Source organism: Mesorhizobium sp. M0771, assembly GCF_040320155.1.
Lineage (GTDB): Bacteria > Pseudomonadota > Alphaproteobacteria > Rhizobiales > Rhizobiaceae > Mesorhizobium.
In genome coordinates this window covers 44,953-60,185 of record NZ_JAMYPC010000015.1, presented here as the reverse complement: position 1 = coordinate 60,185, position 15,233 = coordinate 44,953, and the positions used below count along the sequence as shown (strand labels likewise).

Annotated in this window: 12 protein-coding genes and 1 pseudogene; 8 read left to right on the top strand and 5 right to left on the bottom strand. The window is 64.4% G+C overall.

The features are described 5' to 3' along the window. Positions 1-89: 89 nt before the first annotated feature. The 8 genes and pseudogenes from hemC (at position 90) to NKI05_RS21580 (ending at position 7,372) form a co-directional block, all read left to right on the top strand. A complete protein-coding gene (gene hemC, locus NKI05_RS21615; protein WP_023670483.1) occupies positions 90-1,013 on the top strand; it encodes a hydroxymethylbilane synthase in 924 nt (307 codons plus the stop codon). A 1-nt stretch (position 1,014) separates the two neighbouring features. Next, positions 1,015-1,728 carry a uroporphyrinogen-III synthase gene (locus tag NKI05_RS21610; RefSeq protein ID WP_023815312.1) on the top strand — a complete coding sequence of 238 codons (714 nt, stop codon included), beginning with the start codon at positions 1,015-1,017 and terminating at the stop codon, positions 1,726-1,728. A gap of 111 nt (positions 1,729-1,839) precedes the next feature. Beyond that, entirely contained in the window at positions 1,840-3,330 is a 1,491-nt protein-coding gene (locus tag NKI05_RS21605) for a COG4223 family protein (RefSeq protein WP_023670481.1), read from the top strand. A 10-nt stretch (positions 3,331-3,340) separates the two neighbouring features. Next, the gene (locus tag NKI05_RS21600) at positions 3,341-4,942 is read left to right on the top strand and encodes a heme biosynthesis protein HemY (protein WP_023815311.1); all 1,602 of its coding nucleotides are present in this window, start codon (positions 3,341-3,343) and stop codon (positions 4,940-4,942) included. A gap of 76 nt (positions 4,943-5,018) precedes the next feature. Further along, positions 5,019-5,498, top strand: a complete 480-nt coding sequence (locus tag NKI05_RS21595) for a tellurite resistance TerB family protein (protein WP_023702389.1) — start codon at positions 5,019-5,021, stop codon at positions 5,496-5,498. 14 nt (positions 5,499-5,512) lie between these two features. Next, entirely contained in the window at positions 5,513-6,229 is a 717-nt protein-coding gene (locus tag NKI05_RS21590) for a glutamine amidotransferase (RefSeq protein ID WP_023670478.1), read from the top strand. Positions 6,230-6,417: 188 nt separating this feature from the next. Further along, entirely contained in the window at positions 6,418-6,681 is a 264-nt protein-coding gene (locus tag NKI05_RS21585) for a YMGG-like glycine zipper-containing protein (RefSeq protein WP_023670477.1), read from the top strand. Positions 6,682-6,737: 56 nt separating this feature from the next. After that, positions 6,738-7,372, top strand: a pseudogene (locus NKI05_RS21580) (LolA family protein). 30 nt (positions 7,373-7,402) lie between these two features. Here NKI05_RS21580 and NKI05_RS21575 read toward each other — a convergent pair. The 5 genes from NKI05_RS21575 to NKI05_RS21555 form a co-directional block, all read right to left on the bottom strand. Further along, on the bottom strand, positions 7,403-10,606 hold the full coding sequence (locus NKI05_RS21575; protein ID WP_023815310.1) for an efflux RND transporter permease subunit: 3,204 nt from the start codon (positions 10,604-10,606) through the stop codon (positions 7,403-7,405). After that, positions 10,603-11,709 (bottom strand): efflux RND transporter periplasmic adaptor subunit, encoded by a 1,107-nt coding sequence (locus NKI05_RS21570; RefSeq protein ID WP_352793159.1) that lies wholly within the window; start codon positions 11,707-11,709, stop codon positions 10,603-10,605. Before NKI05_RS21570 ends, NKI05_RS21575 begins: the two co-directional genes overlap by 4 nt. A 361-nt stretch (positions 11,710-12,070) precedes the next feature. After that, positions 12,071-13,312: an MFS transporter gene (locus tag NKI05_RS21565; RefSeq protein ID WP_023670472.1), complete on the bottom strand. Its 1,242-nt coding sequence runs from the start codon at positions 13,310-13,312 to the stop codon at positions 12,071-12,073. A 158-nt stretch (positions 13,313-13,470) separates the two neighbouring features. Beyond that, positions 13,471-14,571, bottom strand: a complete 1,101-nt coding sequence (locus NKI05_RS21560; protein WP_352793120.1) for an aminotransferase class I/II-fold pyridoxal phosphate-dependent enzyme — start codon at positions 14,569-14,571, stop codon at positions 13,471-13,473. Between the two features lie 133 nt (positions 14,572-14,704). Next, positions 14,705-15,169, bottom strand: coding sequence for a Ros/MucR family transcriptional regulator (locus tag NKI05_RS21555; protein ID WP_023670470.1), 465 nt, complete (start codon positions 15,167-15,169; stop codon positions 14,705-14,707). Between the last annotated feature and the right edge of the window lie 64 nt (positions 15,170-15,233).

Sequence of the window (15,233 nt, the reverse complement as noted above, 5' to 3'; positions counted from 1 at the left end):
CCGGACTTTCCTAGTTAGTAGAGGCGGGCCTCGTTAGGGAGAGCGCCGGAAACGCAAAGCCAGCCGGGGGTTATCACGGACCGCGCGCCATGCAAACTTTGAAAATCGGAACACGCGGCAGCCCGCTGGCGCTCGCCCAGGCGCATGAAACGCAGGCGCGGCTGATGGCAGCGCACGGCATGCCGGCGGAAGCCTTCGAGGTCGTCATCATTTCGACCAGCGGCGACCGCATCCAGGACCGGCCGCTGTCGGAAGCCGGCGGCAAGGGCCTGTTCACCAAGGAGATCGAAGAGGCGCTGCTGGCCGGCACGATCGATATCGCCGTGCATTCCTCCAAGGACATGCCGACAGTGCTGCCGGACGGGCTGGAGCTGTCCGCCTTCCTGCCGCGCGAGGATGCGCGGGACGCCTTCATCGGCAAGGCGGTGAAGCGCATTGTTGATTTGCCGCAAGGCGCCAAGGTCGGGTCGTCTTCGCTCAGGCGCCAGGCGCTGATCCGGCGCATGCGGCCGGACCTAGACGTGGTCATGTTCCGCGGCAATGTGCAGACCAGGCTGCGCAAGCTGGAGGAAGGCGTCGCCGAAGGCACGATCCTCGCTTTTGCCGGGCTGAAGCGGCTGGGGCTCGGCCAGGTCGTCACCGATCTGATGCCGGTCGATGCTTTTCCGCCGGCGCCGGGACAAGGCGCAATCGGCATCGAAACCCGCATCGGCGACAGCGAGGTCGAAAAGATGCTGGTGGCCATCCATGATGTGCCGACAGGCCAGGCGCTGGCCTGTGAGCGCGCCTTCCTGGCGGCGCTCGACGGCTCCTGCCGCACGCCGATCGCCGGCTATGCGACGATCTCGGGCGGCAGGCTGGTTTTCGCCGGGCTGATCATTTCGCCCGATGGCACGCAATCGCATGAGGTCAAGGCCGAAGGCTTGGCGCTGGATGCCGCTGACATCGGCACGGACGCGGCCAGGATGGTGCGGGTCAAAGCGGGCGAAACCTTCTTCGACGGCTGGGTCTGATATGCGTGTCCTGGTGACGCGGCCGCAACCCGGGGCGTCGCGAACCATGCGGCGGCTGCAGGAATTGGGATTTGAGCCGCTCCTTCTGCCGCTGACCGAAACGGTGACACTGCGGGTTGGCGCCGATGCTGCGAGCGACAATGCCGTGGCCGTCGCTGTGACCAGCGCAAATGCGGTGCGGCATGCGCCGAAAGAACTCATTCGTGCGCTCGCCGCCTTGCCTTGCCATGCCGTCGGACGCAGGACGGCTGAAGCGGCACGTTCGACAGGGTTCTTGTCGGTCAGCGAAGGGGCGGGCGACGCCGAGCGGCTGGCCGAGGCGATTGCTGCCGGCCTTTCCGGCAAGGCGGTCGTCTATCTCACAGGGCGCGTGCGGTTTCCGGCATTCGAGGCGCGGCTGCGAAAGGCCGGCGTCGAGGTCCGCACCGTCGAAACCTACGACACGATTTCGCTCGATTATTCCGATGCTGAAATCCGTACACGCCTGTCCGATCAGGCGGTCGACGCGGTGCTGCTCTATTCAGCCAAGGCGGCGGCAGCGTTGCAGGCCTTGGCCAGCCGGGCGGAACTGCGCGATCTCTTTGAAAATACGCAGGCTTTTGCGCTCTCCGAGCGCGTGGCAGCGGCGTTTGACAATGCCGCCGGCAAAAAAATACGCATGGCGCGGGAACCGCAGGAGGAGGCGCTGCTTGAGCTGTTGCACCGCGGCGACTGAGCCCGTGTCATCACGCCGCCCCTTTTCACCTGATGATGATGTGCTAGACCATTTTTCAAACCATCACGCGCCGTCGGGCGCCCAGACGAAGCAGGATTGCGGAGCCCAGGCATGGTCAAGACGCCGAAGATGCGACATTCGAAAAGCCGCCGCGAGCCGGTGACCATCGAACTCGAACCCGGCGCTGTCTCGCGCATTGCCGATGCGGATGCCGCCAAGACGGATGTCGCCAACTCGGACGACGTCGAGGCCCCGGCAGGGTCGGTTGCGGCTGAGGATGCCGCTGCTATGGCCAATGCGCAGCCGGAGACGCCTGACGAGCCCGTTCACGCCGATCAAGCCGATCTCGAGCCGTGGGAGCACTCCGATGCCGCGGCGCAGGCCGCTCCCGAAAGCGCCGATGCCAAGGCGTCCACCCAGGCGGAGCAGCCTTACCCCACCGCTTCGGATGCGCCACCGCGCGCCAGAACCTCCGACTACAGTTTCGAGGATGCCTCGCCCAAGCCGGGTGCACCCAAGGAAACCCCAAGGACAGCCGGGAACCAGCCCATGGCCGCGCAACCGAAGCGCACGAGCGGCATTGCCGCCGGCATCATCGGCGGTATCATCGCGCTGGCTGCCGCCGGGGGGCTGCAGTTTGCCGGCGTGCTTGGCGCTCCGGGCTCAGGGGCGGGCACGGTCTCGCTCGACGGCGTCAATGGCGAGATCGCTTCGCTGAAGCGCGAAATCGCCGACCTCAGGGAAGCCAGCGGCAATGGCGCCGCAACGGCCAAGGTCGACGGGCTGTCTTCGGCGCTGGATCAGGTCAAGGCCGATGTCGCATCGCTGAAATCGGCGGTCGAAAGGGGCGGCGCCGGCGACAATGCCGGGCTTGCCTCGCTTGGCGACAAGGTCAAGCAGATCGAGACCGCGGTCGCCGCCCTTGGCCAGGCCGGTGGTGCAGCGCCCGTCGATCTCGCGCCGCTCAATGAAAGACTGGCGGGCCTCGACGCACTGGTGAAATCGGCCGGTGAGGCAGCCAAGACGCAGGAAGGCAAGATCGCCGCGCTGGAGCAGTCGGTGACGCAGCTCGCCGGCAAGGTCGATGCGCAGGCCTCGCAGCCAAAGATCGCGATGGCCATCGCCGCTTCGGCCTTGAAGGCGGCGCTTGACCGCGGCGCGCCGTTCGCCGCCGAGTTGGAGACCTTCGCGGCGATCTCGCCCGATGCACCGCAGATTGCAGCGCTGCGCCCCTACGCTGAAAAGGGCGTCCCGACCCGCACCGAGATCGCCGGCGAGGCCGACGCCGCGGCCAATGCGATGGTCGTGGCGGCGACGCCGGTCGATGAAAATGCCGGCTTCTTCCAGAACCTTTTGTCGAGCGCCGAATCGCTGGTCAAGGTCCGGCCGATCGGCGCCGTCGAAGGCGCCGGCGCGCCGGAAACCGTGGCGCGCATCGAAGTGGCGGTCAATCAGGGCGACTACGCCAAGGCGCTCAGCGAATACGCAACGCTGCCGGATGCGGTCAAGGCTGCTGGCGCCGACTTTGCCGGCAAACTGAAGGCGCGCATCGACGTCGAGACGCAGGTCGACGCGCTGATTGCAGGTGCGATGAAGGCATGAGGACGACACGATGATCCGCATTCTCATCTTTCTCGCCGCCGTCTTCGCGCTCGGCCTCGGCTTTGCCTGGCTGGCCGATCGTCCCGGCGAGATGGTCGTCACCTTCAACGGTTACCAATACCAGGTCAGCCTGATGGTGGCGGCGGTGGCGATCGTTGCCGTCGTCGCAGCGGTGATGATCGTCTGGTGGCTGATCAAGTCGCTGTGGAACAGCCCGTACACGATCTCGCGCTATTTCCGCGTCCGCCGCCGCGACCGTGGCTATCAGGCGCTGTCGACCGGCATGATCGCAGCCGGCGCCGGCGATGGCGCGCTGGCCCGCAAGAAGTCCAAGGAAGCCGCCAAACTGATCCGCTCCGACCAGGAGCCGCTGATCCAGCTGCTCGAAGCGCAAGCCTCGCTGCTCGAAGGCGACCATGAGGGCGCGCGCGAAAAATTCGAGGCGATGCTCGACGATCCCGAAATGCGGCTGCTTGGCCTGCGCGGGCTCTATCTCGAAGCCGAGCGGCTCGGCGACCGCAACGCGGCGCGTCACTATGCCGGGCGCGCCGCTTCCGTCGCACCGCAACTGGCTTGGGCCGCCGAATCGACGCTGGAAGATCTGACCGGGCGCGGCGACTGGGACGGCGCGCTGAAGCTGGTGGAGGCGCAGAAGTCGACCAGGCAGATCGAACGCGACGCCGCCAATCGCCGCCGCGCTGTGCTGTTGACCGCCAAGGCGCAGGCGCTGACCGACAGCGACCCCAATGCAGCCAAGGCAGCGGCACTCGAGGCAAACAAGCTCGCGCCCGATTTCGCGCCGGCCGCGGTTGCAGCCGCCAATCTTCTGTTCAAACAGAACGATGTGCGCAAAGGCTCGAAGATCCTTGAGGCAGCCTGGAAGGCGGAGCCGCATCCCGAGATCGCCGAGCTCTACACCCATGCAAGGCCGGGAGATGCCGTGGTCGATCGTCTCAACCGGGCGAAGAAGCTGCAGGAGCTGAAGCGCAACAATGCCGAATCGTCGATGACGGTGGCGCGCGCCGCGCTCGATGCGCAGGATTTTTCCACCGCCCGCCGCGAGGCGGAAGCCGCGATCCGCATGGATCGCCGGGAAGGCGCTTACCTGCTGCTGGCCGATATCGAGGAGGCAGAGACCGGCGACCAGGGCAAGATCAGGCAATTGCTGTCCAAGGCGGTCAGGGCGCCGCGCGATCCGGCCTGGGTCGCCGACGGCGTCGTCTCCGAACGCTGGGCGCCGGTATCGCCGGTCAGCGGCAAGCTCGACGCTTTCGCCTGGCGCGCACCGATGGAGCGGCTGGGCCAGCTCATCGACAGCCATGAAGACGAAGCCGATGTGCCGGTGCTTGCGGCACCCGCCAAGCCGACAAAGGAAGCCGAAGTGATCGATCATCCGGCCATCGCCAGGACGAGCAGCGAGGCGCCGATCGAGCCGAAGCCCGCTGTGGGCGATGACCAGGTCACGCCGGTCACCGCCGCCGCTTTCGCCGCAATACCAAACGACGCCGAACCCGTCGAACCTGCCGAGGAACTGGCGCGGCTGCCCGACGACCCCGGCGTCGACCCCGATGACGAAGCGGAGAAGTCACCGCGCCGCTTCCGCCTGTTTTGATCCCTGAAGCATGATCCCAAAAAGTGGATACCGGTTTTTGGAAAAGATCATGCTCCAATAATGTGATGTGAGCACCATGTTCGAACGCGTTCTGGCCTTTCTGAAAGACCTGCCCTCGGGGGCTGGGGCTCGCGCCAATGCGGACGATCCGCGCGTCGCCGCGTCGGCTTTGCTCTATCATGTGATGAATGCCGACGGCGTACGCCAGGATGTCGAGTGGGAGCGGTTCAAGCAGGTGCTGGCGCAGAGCTATTCGATCAGCGGCGACGAGCTCGATGCACTGGCTGCCGCCGGCGAGCGCGCCGACAATGAGGCGATCGACCTCTATGCCTTCACCAGCGTCTTGAAGCGCCATCTCGACGCCGAGGCGCGCAAGGCTTTCATCGGCCTGATGTGGGAAATCGTCTATGCCGACGGCGAACTGCATGAACTGGAGGACAACACCGTCTGGCGCGTCGCCGAGCTAATCGGCGTCGAGCGCCAGGATCGCGTCGAGGCGCGCCGCAAGGCGGCGGCCGCCGCGCCCGGCGCCAGCGGAACGTCGAGCGACGAATAGGATTCCGCCTTTCCATGCCGCCCAGACCGAGCTCGAAACCAAAAATCCTGATCGTGCTGCATCAGGAGACTTCGAGCCCCGGCCGGGTTGGCCACATGCTGCTCGAGGAAGGTTTCGACCTCGACATCCGCCGGCCGCCTCTCGGCGACAACCTGCCGGAGACGCTGGAGGGACACGCCGGCGCCGTGGTGTTCGGCGGGCCGATGAGCGCCAATGACGAAGATGAGTTCGTCCGCCGCGAGACCAACTGGCTCAATGTTCCGCTAAAGGAGAACCGGCCCTTCCTCGGCATCTGCCTTGGCGCGCAGATGCTGGCCAATCATCTCGGCGGCAAGGTCGAGGGGCATGGCGAGGGGCTGGTCGAGATCGGCTGGTATCCGCTGAAGCCGACCGAAGCCGGCAAGAAGCTGCTGCCTTGGCCCGACATGGTCTACCAGTTTCACCGCGAAGGCTTTTCGCTGCCCAGGGATGCGACGCTGCTGGCGACGGCGGAAACCTACCCCAACCAGGCTTTTCGCTATGGCGACAATGCCTGGGGCATCCAGTTCCATGGCGAACTGACCCGGTTGATGATGCAGCGCTGGGTGGTGCGCGGCGCGCACCGTTTCGAATTGCCCGGCGCGCAGCCCGGCCGCGACCATCTCGGCGGCCGGCTGATCTGGGATATGCACCTCAAGCGCTGGCTGAGCGAATTTTTGAGCCTGATCTTCGGCAAGCCTACTGAGGGATAGAGCAAAATCCAACTACTCTGAACGGCCGAGCTTGCCCAAAGACGACTTACCTCTGGGAGGCGTGTACGATGGATCCGGGACCTTAGCCCGTTCCCGCAGATTTGGATTGCGCCCCAAACACTCCGATGGATCGAAAAACTCCGTGGCGCATTTAAGCTTCGGCTAATAACGGCCCCAGGAGAGAACCAATGAAGAAGACGCTGCTCATTTTGAGCCTACTCATTCCGCTCGCGGCATGCTCCCGCACCGAACAAGGCGCTGCCGTCGGTGGTTTGGGTGGCGCAGCTGTAGGCGCAGCAGTGGCCGGCGACCCGGTAAAAGGGGCGGTTGTTGGCGGGGCGGTCGGAGCGCTGGCCGGGGCGGTCATCGGGCACGCCAGCGAAGCCGGCCAGTGCAGATATCGCGGTCGGAACGGTCGAGTTTACGTTGCTCAGTGCCCGGACGGCTACTGATCTCAAAGGCGCGTGATCTCTTTCGATCACGCGCCTGCTCGGGGTAGGATAACTGAATGGCATATAACAGCAAAAGACTGCTGGCTTTCTGGTTAGCCGTTGTCAGCGCTGTCGCGATAAACGCCGAACTTTCGACCGCGGCCTTGGCCGCACCTGTAGAAGCGAAGACGATTGCCGATCACTTCTCATCGGTAAAGTCCATGTCCGGGGACTTTGTCCAGTCGGGCCCAAGAGCGGAAAGGACCAAAGGAAAATTTTTCCTCCAGCGGCCGGGCAAGATCCGGTTCAACTATGCAGGCCAATCAGGGGTCAGCGTAATTGCAGATGGAAAATCCTTGGTGGTCTATAACAAGAAGCTCAAGACATCGCGGCTTTATGCTCTCTCGAAGACGCCGCTCAAGCTGCTCCTCGACAATCAGGTCAACTTTTCCGGCAATCGCCTCAAAGTATCAGGGACGATGGCGCCCAGGTGATCATCAGGCTGGCCGACAAGTCGGCCTTCGGCAATTCGAATATCACTATGGTGTTTGACAGGGAATCGCTCGATCTACGCAGATGGACCCTGACTGACGAGAGGGGCCTTACCTCGACAGTCACCATATCCAATGTAAAGCAGGGCGTTCGCGCTCCTGCGGGCACCTTCACTATCGACTATGCCGCAAACCGTGAATTCAACACCAAAACGAAATAGTCGGCAGCGCCACGAACTGCCCGTGTAACACTACTCGGCGGCCGTCTCGGACGGCACCTCTGCCGGTGCCGAAGGCTCGGCCTCGGCATGCGGATTGCGCCGTGAAAACAGCGACCTGAGCGTGACGTAGAACACCGGCGTCAGGAACAGGCCGACGAAGGTGACGCCGAGCATGCCGGAGAACACCGCGGTGCCGAGCGACTGGCGCATTTCGGCGCCCGGGCCCGTCGCGATCATCAGCGGCACGACGCCGAGGATGAACGAGAAGGCGGTCATCAGGATCGGCCGCAGCCTGAGCCGGCAGGCTTCGACGGCAGCCTCGGCCGCCGACAGGCCGCGTTCCTGGGCCTGCCGCGCGAACTCGACGATCAGGATCGCGTTCTTGGCGGCAAGCCCGATCAGCACGATGAGGCCGATCTGCACGAGGATGTTGTTGTCCAGCCCTCGGAACGACACGCCGAGCAACGCTGCGAGCACGCCGAGCGGCACCACGAGCACGATGGCGAACGGCAGCACCCAGCTTTCATATTGCGCCGCCAGCGCCAGGAACACGAACAGCACCGACAGTCCGAAGATATAGACAGCGGCATTGCCGGTGTTGCGCTCCTGATAGGCGAGTTCGGTCCATTCGTAGGAGGTACCGGCCGGCAACGTCTGTGCCGTGATCGCTTCCATCTTGGCAAGCGCATCGCCGGTGGAAACACCGGGCGCGGCGTTGCCCTGCAGCGGCACGGAGACGTACATGTTGTAGCGCTGGACCAGCGCCGGGCCGGTGACGTCGCGGATCTCGATCAACGTGCCCAGCGGAACCAGCGCGCCGGTCGCCGAGCGCACCTTCAGTTTCAAGATGTCGGCGCGATCGAGGCGGAACGCCTGGTCGGCCTGCGCGCGCACCTGGTAGACGCGCCCGAAAGCGTTGAAGTCGTTGACGTAGGCGGTGCCCAGATTGATCGACAGCGTCTCGAAGATGTTGGGGATCGGCACGTTCAGGATGCGCGCCTTGTCGCGATCGATCGCCAGGAAGAATTGCGGGCTGGACGCGGAGAAGGTGGTGAACACGCCGGTCAGCCCCGCCGTCTTGTTGGCCTTGCCGGCAATTTCATAGGCAAGCGCCAGGATCTGCCGCATGTCGGCGCTGTTGCGCTCCTGGATCTGCAGCTTGAAGCCGCCGGCATTGCCGACGCCGCGGATCGGCGGCGGCGGCAGTGCGATAATGAAGGCTTCCTTAATGCTTTGCAGGCTGCCGAACAAATTGCCGATGACCTGGGTCGCGGACTGGCCGGCTTCCAGTCGCTCGTCAAACGGCTTGAACCTGGCGAAGATCACGCCCGCGTTGCTGGCATTGGTAAAGGTGGCACCGGAGAAGCCGGCGAAGGCGACCGCGTAGTCGACGCCCGGCGTTTTCTGGATGATCTGCGACGCCTGCTGGATGACGGCATCGGTCCGCGATAGCGAGGCGCCGTCCGGCAACTGGACGACGACGATCGCATAGCCCTGGTCGAGCGACGGAATGAAACCGCGCGGCACCGTCTGGACCATATAGACCGTGGCGTAGATGAGGGCCGCGAAAACGGCCAGCGTGGCGGCGATCGCTATCCGCGAGCCGACCAACACGCGCACGATGCTCGAATACCAATGGGCGACCTTGTCGAAGCCGCGATTGAAGCCGTCGGCGAGCGCCCGTCCGAACCGCGCCAGGAAAAAGCGCGGCGGCGCCGCAGCAGTGTGGTGCGGCTTGAACAGCAGCGCGGCCAAGGCCGGCGAGAGCGTCAGCGAATTGAATGCCGAGATCGCCGTCGACACCGCGATGGTGATCGCAAACTGCAGGTAGAACTGCCCGGAAATGCCGGGAATGAAGGCTGTCGGCACGAACACCGCTATCAGCACCAGCGAGATCGCGATGACCGCCGTTCCGACTTCGTCCATGGTCAGATGCGACGCCGGATTGGGCGCCAGCCCGCTGGCGATATTTCGCTCGACGTTCTCGACCACGACGATCGCATCGTCGACGACGATGCCGATGGCCAGCACGAGGCCGAACAGCGTCAGCATGTTGAGGGAGAAGCCGGCGGCGTAAAGCACCGCCAGCGTGCCGATCAGCGACACGGGGATCGCCACGATCGGCACGATCGCCATGCGCCACGATTGCAGGAAGACGATGATGACGATGATGACCAGAACCATCGCCTCGAGGATCGTCTTGTAGACCTCCTGGATCGACTCGGCGACGAACTCGGTCGGATTGTAGACGATGTCGTAGCTCAATCCCTTCGGGAAGTCCTGGGAAAGCTCCTTCATCTTGTCCTGGATCTCCGCGGCTGCGGCGAGCGCATTGGTGCCTGGCCGCTGGAAGATGGCGAGCGCCACCGCCGGTTTGCCGTTGAGATAGGAGTTGGTGACGTAATCCTTGGCGCCGAGCTCGATGCGCGCCACGTCCTGCAGCTGGATCAGGCGGCCGTCTTCGGCCGATTTGACGATCACGTATCGGAAGTCCCGTGCGTCGTTGAAGCGGCCTTGCGTGGTGACGGTGTACTGGAACGCCGTGCCGGTATTGGTCGGCGGCGCGCCGATGGAGCCGCCCGACACCTGGACGTTCTGGTCGCGCAGCGCCTGCACCACATCGCCCGAGGTCATCCCCAGGGCGGACAGTTTTTCCGGATCGAGCCAGATGCGCAGCGAATATTCGCGTTCGCCAAAGATGATGAGGTCGCCGACGCCGTCCAACCTGAGCAGTATGTCGCGCACCCGCGAGCGGGCGTAGTTCGAGACGTAGAGCTGGTCGTAGGTATTGTCGGGCGACAGCATGTGCACGACCATCATCAGGTCGGGCGAGCTCTTGATGGTGGTGATGCCGAGGCGGCGGACTTCTTCGGGCAGGCGCGGCTCGGCGACCGACACGCGGTTCTGTACCAGCACCTGCGCCTGGTCGAGATCGGTGCCTAGCTTGAAGGTGATGGTCAGCGCCATCGCCCCGTCGCCGGACGAATAGGACGACATGTAAAGCATGCCCTCGACGCCGTTGATCTCCTGCTCGATCGGCGTTGCCACCGTCGCTGCGACCGTCTCGGCGTCGGCGCCCGGGTACTGGGCGCGAACGACGATGGTCGGCGGCGCGATCTCGGGATATTGCGCGATCGGCAGCTGGGTATAAGCAATCCCGCCGAGGATCAGGAGGACGATCGAAACCACCGATGCGAAGATCGGACGGTCGACGAAGAAATGGGCGAACCTCATTGCTGCAACCCGGCGGTCTCGACCTTGGGCGGCAACGTCACCATCTCGACTTTCACCTTGGTGCCGGGCCTGGCGTGCATCAGCCCGTTGACGATGATCGTCTCGTCGCCGGTCAGGCCCGCGCGGATCACCCGGTAGCCGTCGAGAAGCGGGCCGGTGCGCACGGGCTTCGCCGACACCATCCCGGCCTCATCCACCAGGTACACGATGCGGCGATCCTGATCGGCGCCGACCGCCTCGTCGGGCACCAGGACGCCGCTATGCGGCAGCGACCCCGGCACGTTGATGCGCCCGAACATGCCTGGCTGGAGAACGCCGTCGGCGTTGGCAAACCTTGCACGCACCCGCATGGTGCCGGTCGCGTTGTCGATCCGGTTCTCGGCAAAATCGAGCTTGCCCTTGAATACCGCCTCCGCGCGGTCGGCGACGCGAACCACCACCTCGAGCCCGCCGGCGCCTTCCTGCATGCTGCCGCCGCGCTCCTTCGCGTCGCGGGCGTAGCTCAAATACAGGCGCTCATCGACGTCGAAATAGAAGTCGATCGGATCGCGTGTGACGATAGTCGTCAGCAAGGTGGAATCCGGCTGCACGAGGTTGCCGACCGACACCAGCCGGCGGTCGATGCGGCCGGACAAGGGCGCCTTGATCTCGGTGAACTCCAGGTTCAGGTTGGCCGTCGTCAGCGCAGCCGTCGCGCCTTGCATCTGCGCCTGCGCCGAAAGGTATTCCCGCCGACGGTCGTCGACCGTCGCGGCCGAGATATTGCCGGTCTTGGCGAGTTCATCGGCGCGATCCAGCTGCATCTTGGAGAATTCGAGCAGGGACTTGGCGACGTCTACTTGCGACTTGGCGGCATCGTAGGCCGCCTGGTACGGACGCTGGTCGATGGTGAAGAGCAGGTCGCCCTTGTTGACCAGTGCGCCGTCCTGGAAGCTGATCTTGTCCAGATAGCCGCTGACGCGCGAACGGATGGCGACCTCGTCGACGGCTTCGAAGCGCCCGACGAACTCGTCGTCTTCGACGATTTCACGCACCACCGGCTTGGCCGCCGTCACCACCGGCAGTTGCTGGTCCTGCGCAAACGCGTTGCTGCTGAAAGCCATGCCGAGCAGGAATGCCACTGGGACGGCGGAGCGGGCCAGCCAGCCGACCGATCGGCTGGGTCGCCCGCTTGCGTCGCGATGCGATTGCCGATTCCCTGAAGTGTCCATTTGCGTCCCCGCTAGCTGGACCCGGAGGTCGGGTGGTTCTCTTCTATATTTAAGGTTTCTCGTCGAGACCAGAGCACTGCAGTATTGTGCATGGCAACATAATCATTTTCCATATGGACTGAAATGTCCACCCTGTGGCTGCCCCGCCTTCTGGCTAGTTCGCCCAGAACCGGCCCATCCGCTTCCGGCCCATCTCAGCCGTCATCGGCGCAAGCTGATTTGGACCGAGCGCCGGATCCTGCGGCTTACTCGATCAGTTGCGGCTGTTGAGATGCCGCACCCTTCGCAGTTGCGGAAACAGCACCGCCCACAGTCCGGCGACGGCAATCGCACCGACGCCGCCGATCACCACCGCCGGCACGGTGCCGATCAGCGCCGCCATGGTGCCGGCGCGGAACTCGCCGACTTCGTTGGAGGCGCCGACGAAGACCTGGTTGACGGCGTTGACGCGGCCGCGCACCTCGTCGGGTGTCCACAGCTGGATCAGCGTCTCCCTGATATAGACGCTGAACATGTCGGTGGCGCCGAGGCCGGCAAGGGCCAGGATCGACAGCCAGGTGATGGTCGAGACGCCGAACAGCACGGTGAAGGCGCCGAACCCGGCGACGAAGCCGAGCATGATCTTGCCGGCACTGTCGCGCAGCGGGTGCCCGGCAAGCCAGACCGCGACACAGATGGCGCCGATGCCGGGCGCCGAGCGCAGCAGGCCGAGGCCCCACGGGCCGAGTTCCAGAATATCGCGGGCATAGACCGGCAGCAGCGCCGAGGCACCGGACAGAAGCACGGCGAAGAGGTCGAGCGAGATGGCGCCCAGGACGATCTTCTCGCTCCAGATGTATCGGAAGCCGGCAAACAGCGTCTCCATCGTCGGCTTGTCGGTGGCGCTCTGCTGGGCCGGTTTCGGAATGGTGAAGATCAGCAGACCGGCCACCAGCATCAGCACGGAGGCAACGGCGTAAGCGGCTTCGGCCGAGACGCCATAGAGCAGGCCGCCGGCGACCGGGCCGACAATGGTCGCCGTTTGCCAGGCGGACGAGTTCCAGGCGATCGCATTGCCGAAATCTTCCGGCGGAACAAGGTTGGCGAACAGCGACGACGAGGCCGGCCCATAAAAAGCGCGCGCCAGGCCGAACATAGCCAGCACGATGAAGATCGGCAGCGGGCTGACGAGACCGCGCAGCGTGAAGTACAACAGGACAAGCGCACAACCTGCCTCGACTACCGTCGCCAGCGCCATGATCAGGCGGCGGCCGAAACGGTCGGCGACAACGCCGGTGACCAGCACCAGCAGCAGCGACGGCAGGAACTGGACGATGCCGACAATGCCGAGATCGAAGGGATCGCGCGTCAGATCATAGATCTGCCAGCCGACGGCGACGGACACGATCATGGTGGCGAAGGTGGTCAGGAAACGCGCCGCCCAATAGCTCAGGAAGGAGCGATGGCGGAAGGCGGCGTAACGCCGGTCAGGCGGTGTATGGGAATGGGATGTCATGGATACAGGCCCCGTTGCTTGCATTGGCCGGCGGGGCACTTCCCGGAAATGGGCGCTGTTCCGGCCAATGAAACTTATCAAAGTTCGGGGCGCGTATGCGTGAAAATCGGGCCCGGATCAAGCGGTTTTCAAGCCGCTCGCCCGATTGCACGCGGACGTTACTGCCTCAGCGCGGCGGAAATGGCGTCGAGGCCGCCCTGTAATTCCGCCTCTTTCGGCCAGCCGAAACCGACGCGGAAGAAGCGCTTGGGCATATCAAACCTCTGGCCGGGACCGACATAGGTGCCGTGGTTTTCCAAGAGATTGACGTAGAAACGGTCGAGGTCGAAGTCTGGACTGACAACGAGCCTTGGAAATCCGACGACGCCGCCTTGTGGCCGCACCCAGTCGACCAGCGGCTCGCGGTCGATCCAGGCTTGCACGATGTCGCGGCGTTTCGCCATCTCGGGCAGCAGCGCGCCCAAGAAAGCGTCGCGGCGCCCCAGCATGCCGCGCGCAATGCCTTCGTCGATGACGCTGCCGCAAATGCCGATCTGCTCCTTGGCGGCGAGGAAGCGCTCCTGCAGTTCGGCATCGCTGGTGATCAGCCAGCCAATGCGGATGCCGGGAATGCCGAAGGCTTTCGACAGCGACGAGACGCTGATCGCTTTGGGGCTGAGAGAAGCCGCCGCCGGCAGGCGCTGTCCATAGGAGAGGTCGCGATAGGTCTCGTCGACCAGCAGATGGCAGCCGCTCGCTTCGGCCAGCGCAATCAGCGCGTCGAGATCGGCCCGGCCCATCATCGTGCCGGTCGGGTTGTGCGGGCAGGTGACGCTGATCAGCTTGGTGTTCGGTTGCATGCTGGCGGCGACGCGGCCGAAATCGATGGCAAAGCCTGCGTCGAAATCGAGATCGACATAGGAAATGGCGCAGCCGATCGCCTTGGGGGTCTCGATGTTGGTGGCGTAGTTCGGCCGGACGACGACAAGGTGGTCGCGCTCCGACAGAAGCGAGGTCGAAATGATGAAGAGCGCGCCCGCCGCACCGGCGGTCACAAGAACATCGTCAGGCGAAATGCCGGAATCCTGCGCCGCGATCAGCGCCCGCAACTCCTTGTCGCCGCGATGCTCGCCGTAGAACAGCGTGAGATCCGGCAGCGACAGGCCGACGTCGGAGAGTTTCTGATCGGCGATCGAGCTTTCGGAGAGATTGAACCGAATGCGATCGTAGCCGTATTCCTCCGGCGCCTCTTTCTCGATCACCATTCTGGCGTAGTTCATGGCTGCTCCCCCAAAGTCCTGACACTCAGAGGTACAAGCCATAAAAGCACGAAGCCTGCCAAGGCTCATTCGCCGGCAGGCTTCTGTTCCAGTCGTCCAAACGATTGGCTCAGGGCCGAGGCGCTGATCCCACTCAGGCCGGAACTTTGGCCTTCCGGCCCTTGGCTTTCGCCGGCGCGGCAACTGCGGCCTTGCGGCCGAGGCCGATCGACTTGGCCAGCTCGGAGCGCGACGCCGCGTAGTTGGGGGCAACCATCGGATAGTCGGCCGGCAGGGCCCATTTGGTACGATAGGCTTCCGGCGTCAGGTTGAAATGGACGCCGAGATGGCGCTTCAGCGATTTGAATTTTTTGCCGTCCTCGAGGCAGATGATGTAATCCGGCGTCACCGACCGCTTGGGATTGACGGCCGGGATCTGCGGCGCCGCCACTGGGGCCGGCGGCTGGCTGAGCCCGCCGATCGACGCCGCAACGCTGGCGATGAGATCGCTCAGGCCGGCAACGGGCAAGCGGTTCTTCTCGACGTAAGCGGACACGATATGGGCGGTAAGCTCGAGCAGGTCGATGTCCTTGTCAGAGTCGTTGCTGTCGTCGGCCAATTTATCTCTCCGTCGCTAGGGGGGTGGCGGAAACTCCCAGAGTGGTCCCAGCGGAGCCGGAAAT